The organism is Accumulibacter sp. (assembly GCF_029255125.1).
Lineage (GTDB): Bacteria > Pseudomonadota > Gammaproteobacteria > Burkholderiales > Rhodocyclaceae > Accumulibacter.
This window is the reverse complement of sequence record NZ_JAPUVR010000053.1, coordinates 1-10,657: the sequence shown is the minus strand read 5'-3', so window position 1 is coordinate 10,657 and position 10,657 is coordinate 1. Positions and strand designations below refer to the sequence as shown.

Annotated in this window: 8 protein-coding genes and 1 CRISPR repeat array; of the genes, 4 read left to right on the top strand and 4 right to left on the bottom strand. The window is 65.6% G+C overall.

What is annotated here, in order from left to right; all coding sequences use genetic code 11:
- Positions 1-232 precede the first annotated feature (232 nt).
- The 4 genes from cas7u to Q1L59_RS02605 are packed head-to-tail and all read left to right on the top strand — an operon-like array spanning position 233 to position 5,949.
- Positions 233-1,342 carry a type I-U CRISPR-associated RAMP protein Csb1/Cas7u gene (gene cas7u / locus Q1L59_RS02620; RefSeq protein ID WP_300327738.1) on the top strand — a complete coding sequence of 370 codons (1,110 nt, stop codon included), beginning with the start codon at positions 233-235 and terminating at the stop codon, positions 1,340-1,342.
- On the top strand, positions 1,342-2,646 hold the full coding sequence (csb2, locus tag Q1L59_RS02615; RefSeq protein ID WP_300327737.1) for a type I-U CRISPR-associated protein Csb2: 1,305 nt from the start codon (positions 1,342-1,344) through the stop codon (positions 2,644-2,646). The genes cas7u and csb2 overlap by 1 nt, the downstream gene beginning before the upstream one ends.
- Positions 2,624-5,104, top strand: coding sequence for a type I-U CRISPR-associated helicase/endonuclease Cas3 (gene cas3u, locus Q1L59_RS02610; RefSeq protein ID WP_366145612.1), 2,481 nt, complete (start codon positions 2,624-2,626; stop codon positions 5,102-5,104). Before csb2 ends, cas3u begins: the two co-directional genes overlap by 23 nt.
- A complete protein-coding gene (locus Q1L59_RS02605) occupies positions 5,101-5,949 on the top strand; it encodes a hypothetical protein (RefSeq protein WP_300327735.1) in 849 nt (282 codons plus the stop codon). The genes cas3u and Q1L59_RS02605 overlap by 4 nt, the downstream gene beginning before the upstream one ends.
- A 118-nt stretch (positions 5,950-6,067) precedes the next feature.
- Positions 6,068-7,188: direct repeats of the CRISPR family, unit length 37 nt; unit sequence GTCTCATCCCGCTCTTCGGAGCGGGCTTCGTTGAAGG.
- Positions 7,189-7,436: 248 nt separating this feature from the next.
- On the opposite strand, the gene Q1L59_RS02600 is transcribed toward Q1L59_RS02605, so the two are convergent.
- From Q1L59_RS02600 to Q1L59_RS02585, 4 genes are all read right to left on the bottom strand, one after another.
- A complete protein-coding gene (locus Q1L59_RS02600; protein ID WP_300327734.1) occupies positions 7,437-7,763 on the bottom strand; it encodes a LamB/YcsF family protein in 327 nt (108 codons plus the stop codon).
- A gap of 54 nt (positions 7,764-7,817) precedes the next feature.
- On the bottom strand, positions 7,818-8,138 hold the full coding sequence (locus tag Q1L59_RS02595) for a carboxyltransferase domain-containing protein (protein WP_300327733.1): 321 nt from the start codon (positions 8,136-8,138) through the stop codon (positions 7,818-7,820).
- Positions 8,139-8,311: 173 nt separating this feature from the next.
- Entirely contained in the window at positions 8,312-9,592 is a 1,281-nt protein-coding gene (locus Q1L59_RS02590) for a toll/interleukin-1 receptor domain-containing protein (protein ID WP_300327732.1), read from the bottom strand.
- Positions 9,593-9,739: 147 nt separating this feature from the next.
- On the bottom strand, positions 9,740-10,657 hold a 918-nt coding region (locus Q1L59_RS02585; RefSeq protein ID WP_300327731.1), incomplete at its 5' end, for a slipin family protein.

Sequence of the window (10,657 nt, the reverse complement as noted above, 5' to 3'; positions counted from 1 at the left end):
GAAGCTTACAATCCCCATAAGTACCGCCGTCGAGGCGCTTCAGTCCAACGAGGTTTATCTGCCGCGGAATCGCTTGCGGCTGGACCCGGCGCTTTCGGCGCGGCAGATAAACGCTATTCGTTAGAACTAATCCGCTGCAGCGAATTAATCGCGTGCCATTTTTCGACACAAGTTAGCGATACAATGAAACCTTGATGACTTGTTGGTGACCACCAACCACCGGGGAACGAGCATGTCTGACCTCTACGCCACCGTCAGGGCTGCTGCCGCAGAAGCCGCTGGCATCAGCGTCAAAGCGACTCTTTCCACACTCTCGGGAAGCCGTCACTTGCTGCCGCCAACCTACGCGGACGCGCCCCACAAGCACAACATGACCGAACCGGACGCGCATGGGGTGGCGACTTGGGTCAGTATCGACAGCGCTGCTTCCTTCGCCAACCGGATAGAGGAGCAGTTGAGGCGTGCGGATTTTGGGCTCGACCCGTTGCGCCTCCAGGTGGCGGGGAAAACGCTGTCGACGCTGCAGATTCCGCACCGTGCGTACGACGCGATCCTGCGCGACTCATTGCTCGACGGCAAGCGCTTCCGCCAGACGGCGATCGGCCGCGAGGTCATCGCGGCCAGTCCGGCTGATGCCTCCGCGTTGCTGCGCTACGATCCCGCAGTGCTGCTGCTCGGCGGGTGGGACTCGACTCAAACAGGGCGTCGGACAGGCAGCGGCAGCAAGTGGCCGGCGTGCGTCAGCGTGGAAATCTTCGGGCGAAATGCGCTTCTGGTTCAGCGCGCAGGCAACAGGATGGATCCGCTGGACATCGAAGGCAGCACTCAGGGCATTGTCGAGGAGGCTGACGGCACATGGCGGCTGGCCCTTGAGCATGACGCAAAGATACCCGCGAAAGACAACAAAACCAAAGACACGTTTCCCCGCCGTGTCAAACCTTCCGAAATCAATCACGGAAACGCGCTAAGCCTGGATCCCAAAGGTGTCCTGGTTGAAGACATCACGCTGTCCGGGGTCTTGAGCCTCTCGCGCCTGCGTCGCTACCACTTCGGCGGCAACGGAGAGAAAGATCTCGCGGCGCGAACCGCGCTTGCGTTGATGGGCATCTACGGCATCGCCGCGGTCATCGAGGACGGTCTTGATCTGCGCCGAGACTGCGAACTGGTCGCCGACAGCGTCGTCTGGGCCATTCGTCGAACCGGGAGCAGCGAGCCTCTCGCGCTTACCGTAGCAGATTCACGGCAGGCCTTGCAGCGCGCGCTCGCGGACATCGACATCGCCAGCCCGGTGCTGTTCACCGCTGACAACAACCTGGAGCAACTGGTCGCGCGGAGCCGCTGATGCTGGCTCTTCGCATCGATTTCCTGAACGGCGTCTACCACGCGGCGAACCCGGCGGCGCATAGGACTTCGGAGTGGCCGCCGCACCCCGATCGGGTTTTCCAGGCGCTGGTCGCCACTGCCTATGGTACCGGCATCGACCCACAGCCCTTACGCAAGCTGGAAGGACTGGCGCCGGAAGTGGCTTTCGCCGATGCCAGCGCTGCCCGTACGGGCTCGATCTACACGGACGCGGCCTCGTTGGAAAAACCAAAAAGGCGGCCTTGGGGTCGCACCAAGGTCGTCAAATACGACCCTGTCCGCGTCGGCATTGGCGCCCCCGTCTACCTGATCTGGCCTGATGCGCCGAGCGACCTGCAGGAGCCGCTGGCGGCAATCGCCACTGGCGTCACCTACCTGGGACGCGCCAAGACGCCGGTGGCCTTCTCGCTGGTAGACGAGGTGCCGGAAATGCCGCATCGCCTGGCGCCCTCGTCGACCGGCGATCAACTTTTGCGCGTGCCGCACGCTGGTCGCCTCGACGAACTCGATGCCGCTTTCGATGCTGGGCAGCGGGCCAGCGTCGCGGGCATGGTGCGCTATACGGACGTCGCAGAACGCGTCGCGCCATCGCCCTGGGGCGAACTGTTGGTGCTGCGCCCCGCTGGCGTGGTAGATATGCGTCGGGCGGTGCAACTGGCCAGCGGCCTGCGCGCCGCCGTCCTCAGCCGAGCAGGTGACGGCGCCTCGCCGCTCCTGCACGGCCACGCTGGCGACCACGCCGCGTGGGCGGTCATCCCTGACGTGGGCCACACGCATGCGCGCGGTCACGTGCTTGGGCTCGGATTGTGGCTCCCGCACGGCATCGACGATAGTGCGCGGGCGGACTGCGTGCTACCGCTGATGCAGGTCAAGCACGTGAACTTCGGCGACCGACAAGTGAGTGTCGGTCTGCCGCCGGCACACCAGCAGACTCCACACGGTCTATGGCGGCGAACATGGTGTGCTCCATCCAGAACATGGGCGTCGGTCACCCCGGTGGTGCTCGACCGCCACCCCAAGCGCGGCCAGCGCGTCGAGGAGGTGCTGGCCGATTCGGTCGAGATGGCGGGCTATCCGCGCCCGGTCGACGTGCAAGTGAGCCAATGGTCCGCGGTCAGGGCTGCGCCCTTGGCCCGCGCGTTCAGCCCTCGCGGCCGTGGATGCTGGACTCACGTAGTCCTGGCTTTCGACCGGCGGGTCGGCGGACCGCTGCTTGTCGGCAAGGACCGCCATTTCGGTTTGGGCCTGCTGCGTCCGGTTGATGATTCGCGAGTCATCAGGTGATAGCACGCGGCGAACATTCGCCCGTCGGATTCGTTCAGCCTCCGTCCACCAACAATCCCCGGTGACCGACACCATGGCCCAAGACTCACCAAGCTTTGCATCCTGGTATGCCGCACGCCATGGCTACCCGCCGTTCCCCTGGCAGGCGGCATTGGCCATGCGAATCGCAGCCGACGACTGGCCGGACGCTCTGACGCCGCCGACCGGCAGTGGCAAGACGGCCGTGATCGATGCATGGTTGTGGGCGCGGCTGCACGGGCGCCCGGTTCCGCGGCGGCTGGTCTATGTGATCGACCGGCGGCTGGTCGTGGACGGGGTCACCGAGTACGCTCTTGCCCTCGCCGCCAGCCTCGACCCGCAGCAGCAACCCGCTGTCGTTACCCTGCGCGGCGGCCTGACCGTCGAGGAGGATTGGCTGGCCGATCCCTTGCGCCCGACGGTGATCCTCTCGACGGTCGACCAGGTCGGCTCCCGACTGCTGTTCAGCGGCTACGGCATCAGCCCGCGCGCGGCGTCGATCCACGCCGGGCTGCTCGGCAACGACGCGCTCTTCGTGGTCGACGAGGTTCATCTGGTACGGCCGCTGCTGCAGACGCTGACCAGCGTTGCCGCGCTACGGGGGAATACTCTGCCGCTGCCTTGGCGCTTCCTGCCCATGTCCGCCACCTGGGACGGCGGCAAAGCCCATGGTCTGAGCGCCGCCGACTGGGCGCATCCCGTATTGTCACGCCGGCTCAAGGCCAGCAAGCCGGCCGCGCTCGTCAAGCTTGCCGCAAACGAAGACCTCGCACGGGCCCTGATCGATGCGGCACTGAACTTGCGCCGGCAAGGTGCCGAGGTCATAGCCGTGGTGTGCAACCGGGTCGACCGCGCGCGCGCCGTGTTCGAGCACCTGCAAGGTCAGGCCGAAGCAGCACTCCTGATCGGACGCATCCGCCCCTGCGACAAGACAGCGCTGACCCGAGAGTACCTCCCGCGGATGGCCGTCGGAAGCAGAGGGCAGCGCGCCCCGCTCTTCGTCGTGGCGACACAGACCATCGAGGTCGGCGCCGACCTCGACATGGACGGCCTGGTCACCGAATGCGCGCCGCTTTCCGCCCTTCGCCAGCGTTTTGGCCGTCTCAACCGCCTGGGCGAACTCGCTGAGACGCCGGGGGTGATCGTCTACCAGCGGCCGAAGACGAAATCCGATCCCATCTACGGCCAGGACATCGAGCGCGCCTGGAATTGGCTGAGTGAGGTCGCCAGTGGCAAGCCGAAAACCGTCGACTTCGGGGTCAGCGCGATGAACCGGCTGCTGTTCGAGAATCCCTCTCCGCAAGAAGAGGAGCAAGACGCGCCTCTCCTGCTTGCCGCTCACGTCGACATGCTGTCCCGCACATCGGTCAAGCACGGCATCAACGTTGCCCCCTGGTTGCACGGCTGGAAATCGGGCTCGGCGGACGTCTACCTGTGCTGGCGTGCGGACTGGGACAGTACGTCGATCGAGGCCGCACCGCCTGTCCAGGACGAACTGCTGGCGGTGCCGCTGCATGCACTGCGCTGCTGGAGCGAAGACATCGCCGACCTTGACGGTGGAGAGTTGGTGCGGGGCGACAAAGGCGGCAAGCGCAAATACCTGCGCTGGGACGGGGAACAGGCGCTGGAAGTTGATAGCGCTGATGCACGCGCCGGCGATACCCTGGTTCTACCGGCCGAAGCGGGAGGCTGCGACCGCTATGGCTGGGCGCCGCGGAGCACGAGTTCGGTCACCGATGTCGGCGACACCAGGCGGCGGGTGCGCCTGCATCCATCCGTTCATCCGGAGTTGGCCAGCGAGATTCGCGCGCTCCTCGCCGACGACCACGCCGGCGCTGTCGCGTGGCAGGACCTGGCCCGCCAGACCGGGCAACTCGACGGCGAACCGGGGCGCGTGCTGGCCTATCCCGGTGGCTGTGTAGTACTGGCAGCGTCGGAGTGGACGAGTCAGAGTGCATTGCGCAAGGTGGCCCTCAGGGAGCATCTGCAGGCGGTCGGCGTGCGTGCCGCCGCCCTGGCGCAGGCCAGCGGTCTCGGCGATGATCTGGTCGACGCGATGCGGCGAGCTGGTGCCGGACACGACGCCGGCAAGGAGGATCGCCGCTGGCAGGCCATGGTCGGTGGCGACGGCTCGCTCCTGCTCGCAAAAGGTCCGGGCGGCGACAGTCGCTGGCTCAGTTTGCCGCGCGGCTGGCGACACGAGATGGCTTCGGCCGTCCTGCAGAAAGGTGCTCTGGTGCGCTACTTGGTCGGCAGCCACCATGGTCTTGGCAGACCCCTCCTGCCCGCCGCTCCCGACCTTGGCCTGTGGCAAAAGCTGGCTGGCTGGGCCGAGTGCTGGGCCTGTCTGCAGCGGACCTACGGCCCCTGGGGACTGGCCTACCTGGAGGCATTGCTACGGCTCGCCGACTGGACGGTGAGCGTCGAGGAACAGGCGTGAAGCTCAGCGCATTGCGAGCGAACAATCCGGTCGCGGTGATGGCCGCCTACGGGGCTTTGCGCTTGCTGCCGGGTGCAAGGCTGCGCTGGCAAGAGCTCTGTCCGGAATTGGCCTGGGAGGGAGACGCAATCGACTTTCTGGCCAGACTTCTGCCGGGCCGCCTGAAGGCACCCGAAATAAGCTTGATCGATGATCCGCGCCAGATCGATGGCGCGCAAGGCTACCGCCGACTGGCCAGCCAGATGCCCGGCGAGTGGCTGGTAGCATACGCTGCGGAAACTGCCGAGAAGGTTCGCGCGAGCAACCTGCGGCTCTTCGGCGGGCGGCATCAGTTCATCGCCAATGCTCGCGAGATCATGCGATCTCTGTGCGCGCAGGATGTCAGCTTGAAGCTGCAGGAGGCACTGATCGGCCCATGGCGCTACGAAGACAAGGACCTGCAGGGCTGGGGCTGGGATGCCGCCGCTCGGATTGACGCTGCTTCGACCGCCACCGACGTCAGTTCGGCCCCAAAATTCGGCGTGCTCGGCGCCTACTGGCTTGCCTGGGAGTCGCTTCCGCTGTGGCCTATGGTCAACGGCTACACGGTTGGCATGGAACCGCACCATTGGACCTACCCGACGTGCGCGGAATGGCTGGGAGCGGACGGCCTGGCTGCGTTGATCCTGGGCGCCGCCAGGCTGGATGAGCGCGAAACAAAGGCTCTGGGGGTGATCCGCTGGCGGTCGGAGCTGATCGCGAGCAACGCCTACGGAGGCGTCTTCGGCTGGGCAATGCCTCTTGCCGCGCGAACCCCCAGCACGCGCGGCAATACCGGGGGGGTTCGCGCGGGAGAAAACGTCTAAAATATCCGGCGCTTGAGACCGCCGAGAGGATTTGCACGGCGGGTCTCGGCAGGCAGCCGCGCAGGTCCGCGCGCAACTGCGGATTTTCCTTGCAAAATTCGATAGGTGTAAGCGACGGGTCTCATCCCGCTCTTCGGAGCGGGCTTCGTTGAAGGATCAGCCAGTCGGCGTCAGCGGGCAGGTCATCCTCGGTCTCATCCCGCTCTTCGGAGCGGGCTTCGTTGAAGGAGCGTCTCCGTGATTCCGGTTGATGCCCACGACTTCGTCTCATCCCGCTCTTCGGAGCGGGCTTCGTTGAAGGAAGCGTTCTCTGGTATGTCAGCTCGAAGTCCTTGATGGTCTCATCCCGCTCTTCGGAGCGGGCTTCGTTGAAGGCTGTTTGGCCTGATGGGACTGCGCACTGATGGTGGTCTCATCCCGCTCTTCGGAGCGGGCTTCGTTGAAGGTCAATTATCTGCGGTCGGAGCTTGTGTTCAGACGGGTCTCATCCCGCTCTTCGGAGCGGGCTTCGTTGAAGGTACTGATCAACGGCCGGCATACCATCACCAGCCCGTCTCATCCCGCTCTTCGGAGCGGGCTTCGTTGAAGGGTGCGCAACTCGGCCATCGCCGGCAGCAAAGGCAGTCTCATCCCGCTCTTCGGAGCGGGCTTCGTTGAAGGGCATCGGTCAGGTTCGCACCAGTCAGGTTCGCATCGGTGTCTCATCCCGCTCTTCGGAGCGGGCTTCGTTGAAGGTGCGCGACGAGGGAATCGATGACTTCCGACGGTCGTCTCATCCCGCTCTTCGGAGCGGGCTTCGTTGAAGGTGTGTGCGTTGATCGATTTGTACATAGTGCGCCGGTCTCATCCCGCTCTTCGGAGCGGGCTTCGTTGAAGGTCCCGAAAAATAGTGCACGTTGGGAACCGGGTGCGTCTCATCCCGCTCTTCGGAGCGGGCTTCGTTGAAGGCTTGCCGAGCCGCTGTCTGCGCCCCCGCATCTTCGAGTCTCATCCCGCTCTTCGGAGCGGGCTTCGTTGAAGGCTTAAGCGCCACTTGCGTGCTCGTGATGGCTCGCAGGTCTCATCCCGCTCTTCGGAGCGGGCTTCGTTGAAGGTCCAGGGTGGTGACGGTCTGCCAGTCGAACATCGCGTCTCATCCCGCTCTTCGGAGCGGGCTTCGTTGAAGGAACGGCGTTTCGTACCCCGCCATCGCATCAAATGCGGTCTCATCCCGCTCTTCGGAGCGGGCTTCGTTGAAGGCGCGACCTCATCGCGTGCACGACCGGCGAGAGGCAAGTCGATCATTTTTCCTTGCCCGCTCGCCTTGTGGAGCGAAGTGCCGGTGATGCACATGGCTTTCGATGGCTACGTCCAGCCGTTGTCCCTATCTCCTAGTGTGACGTCGCTTCCCGGTGTGCTTGTTCCACCGTCATCCGGGGTGGCTACCGGAGGCATCGATTCGCCCACGGCGTCGTGCAGGTCAGCGCGAGGCCGATCAAGCCGCGTGCTTAGCCAGACATTTCGGTCACGGCGACCAGCGTGCAAGCTTCAGCCAACAGGCGGTCGCGGAGGAGACGCGCGGTTGCCACGGCTTCAGGTCCATCACCATGGACACAGATGCTACCGATGCGGCAACGCAGGCGCTTGCCGCTGAGTTCGTCGGCCAGCACGCTGCGCACGGGGTCCGACAGCGCCTGCAGCGTCGGTCCGTCCAGGCAGACTTCGAGAACTGCGGCATTCGCGTCGTTGGCGAGCAGGGCGTTCGCCGCGCTCATCAGATCGCGGTCGAGCGCACCGGAGACACGCGCCGATGTGGCGATACCCGAAGGGGTCACGGTCCTGCAGGGTGGCGGCCTCGCCTGCGGCAACGACTTCGATCAGGGCGTGCATCAGCGGTCTCCGGCGCGCTGCAGTGGGTTCGACTGCACGACGGCCTGCGGGGTCATTCGCGCGGCGGCAGCCACATCGGCCAGATCGGGCGCGCAGTTGGCGCCGAAGCAGACCGGGATGTGCCAGCGGCTGTTCGTAGCCGCGGCGATCACGCTCTGGCCGGCCAGACGCCCAGCGCTCGACAGCGCCTCGAGCAGGGCGCGGAAACCGAGCACGCGGCCATGGATGGCGGGATCGATCGCGGTGCCGAACTCGACTGTCCAGGCGGCATCGCCGAGACTGAGCAGGCGCACCGGGGAGTAGGAGGCGTCAGGGTTCATTGCCGTAGAGCCCGGGGTCGTCGTCTCGCGCGCGCGCCGGCAAGCCCAGGTGACGCTCGCCCGCACCGTTCAGCTTTGCGCGCAAGCGGCGAACTGGCCGACGAAAACCGGGCCACGCGTGGTCGTCAACCGCGATCGGGCTGACGCGCACGAGTCAGCAGCAAGCCGGTCGCTCAGCTTGTCTTCGTGCCATAGACGTAGATTTCGAACAACCCGGTGTGCAGGCCGATCTGTTCGAAACCGAGGGTCTGCAGACCGCGCCGGACGGTATCGGCGATCTCGTAGGGCAGATCAGGATCGAGGTCGTGTCCGCCCGGGCGCAGGAGGCCGTTGAGCAGGCGTCCCTGGTCGACGTAGACGTAGGGGATCGAGATCACCGCCCGGCCGCCGCCGGCGAGAACGCGGCAGGCCTGGAAAAGCGACTCGCCGATATCGAAGAAGCTCGACTGATACGTGCGCAGCGAGAGATAGAGGTCGAAGGCATGGCTGCTCACACCGTGCAGGTTTTCGGCTTCGCTGCAGCGCGGGTCGAGCGTAGGGATCGCTTGCGCCGCCTTGGCGAGCGCCCCGGCCGCCAGGTCGACCCCGACCAATTGCTTGAAGCCCTTGTAGAAGAACGGATTCTCCAGGCCGTTGCCGATACCCACGTTGATTGTCCGGCAGCGGGCCGGGTCGCGCATGCCGACATGCCGCAGGAGCGTGTTCAGCTCGGCCTCCCACTCGTCGGCGGCGCGGTAGCGCTCGTCTTCCTGCGGGCTGCGCTGCGCGTACTTTTCTTCGTAGGCGATCGCGCGTGCGGCCATCAGCTTGCGCGCCACTTCGTCCGCTGCCAGCTCAGGGTACTGAAGCTGGCAGCGGCGGATGAGCGTTCTGATCGTCGCGCCGGCGCCGAGCGGGACTGTGGCCAGTTCGATCCCGTCCCGGCGCAGGACATCGGCCATGATCTGGCGCACGCTCTTGCGCAGATACGGCGACGCGGCTGACAGCCTGGACGCGCCGGTACGGCCGGGCGCCTGTCCGCGGATGCCGGCGACGAGGCGCGAAAAGGCGACCGGGTCGTCGATTCCGGCGCTGAAATCGACCCAGGTGAAGCGCAGCAGGAACGCGGGCAACTTGTCCTTCGCCTCCTGGTCGGCGCCCGGCAGGAGGACCGGAATGACCCGGAAGCTGTTTCTGTTCTCCTGCACGCGCTTGCTCAGCGCCGCTCGCATCTCCTCGTTTTCCCAGGAGTTGACCCCGCTCGGGCCGACGAAGACGGCGACGCAGCGGCTCCGGTTGAGCGCCTGCTCGAGGCTCTCCTGCCAGGGTTCCCCCGGGATCAGGTGCCAGCGGTCGAGAAACGGACTGATCTGCGCCTCCTCGACGAGCTTTTCCGCCAGGCGTTCGACGATCGGTTTGTCGGGCGAACGATGCGAGAGGAAGACATCGTACCCATCTGCACTATGAGCTGCCAATTGAGTGTCCCTCTGAGGCTGTGCGCGCTCGGCAAGTCTTGCCGGCAACGGCGATTATCCACCGAATCGGCCGCCGAGGAACGAAACCTCGGCGGCGGACCGAACCTGGCGCACGTCGGCTCGGCCCGCCGGGACGGCAACCTTTGCTCAAGCGCTGCGCAGGCTGACCAGGCCGTGCAGCACCTGCTCGAGCCCGCCGAAGACCGAGATGCGGTCGATCCTCTCGGCCACCCGTTCGAGCGTTTCCAGCTCCTTCAGGCGCAGCGCCGTCGGGTTGTCTTCCATCACCTTGGCGGTATTGAGCAGCGAACGCGTCGCCGCCGTTTCCTCGCGCCGGCGGATGACGTTGGCTTCGGCTGCCTTGGCCGCCTCGACGACCTTGGCGACAATCGCTTTCATTTCGCCGGGCAGAACGATGTCCTTGACGCCGACGCTGCCGATTTCGACGCCGAAGCCGTCGAACTTGCGGCGCACGTGCGCGCCGACCAGTTCGTCGATGAGTTGCCGGTTGTCCAGCAATTCATCGAGCAGGCGCGTTCCGACCGCCGCGCGCAGCCCGAACTGTAGCTCGCGGTAGAGGTGTTCGGCTGGTTTGGCGAGCTTCTCGAAAGCCAGCAACACGTCGCTGAAACGCCAGGTGGCGGCCAGGTTCACGCGCAGGCCGACTTTGTCGCGTGACAGGATCTCCTGCCCGCTGACCTCCATCGTCTGCCAGCGCGCGTCGACCAGCTCGACCTGAATTTCGCGGTTGAAGCGCCAGAAGGCGTGTCTGTCGGGCGGCAACAGGCGCGCGACCTTGCCGTCTACGCGCAGCACGGCGCAGTGATACGCCGGCACCTGAACGAGCAAGAGACCGGTCAAGCCGACGATCGCGCGCTCGCGCAAGGCCGGTTGCGCCAGGTGCGTGGCGAGAGCGGGCGCAACGACGTACGCGTCCTTCAGATCGACGCGCTGCAGGCGGTGCCGGACGCGCCCTTTCCAGAAGAAGCGCCGACTTCCGGGCGGCAGCACTTCGACCAGAACGTCGTTTTCGTAGCGCAGGCCGGCCTCGTCCTCGTTCAGTTC

Excerpts from the sequence above, each read along its gene's own strand:
- cas7u (WP_300327738.1), top strand. The coding sequence starts at position 233 with ATGTCTGACCTCTACGCCACCGTCAGGGCTGCTGCCGCAGAAGCCGCT.
- csb2 (WP_300327737.1), top strand. The coding sequence starts at position 1,342 with ATGCTGGCTCTTCGCATCGATTTCCTGAACGGCGTCTACCACGCGGCG.
- cas3u (WP_366145612.1), top strand. The coding sequence starts at position 2,624 with ATGATTCGCGAGTCATCAGGTGATAGCACGCGGCGAACATTCGCCCGT.
- Q1L59_RS02595 (WP_300327733.1), bottom strand. The coding sequence starts at position 8,138 with ATGAACCCTGACGCCTCCTACTCCCCGGTGCGCCTGCTCAGTCTCGGC.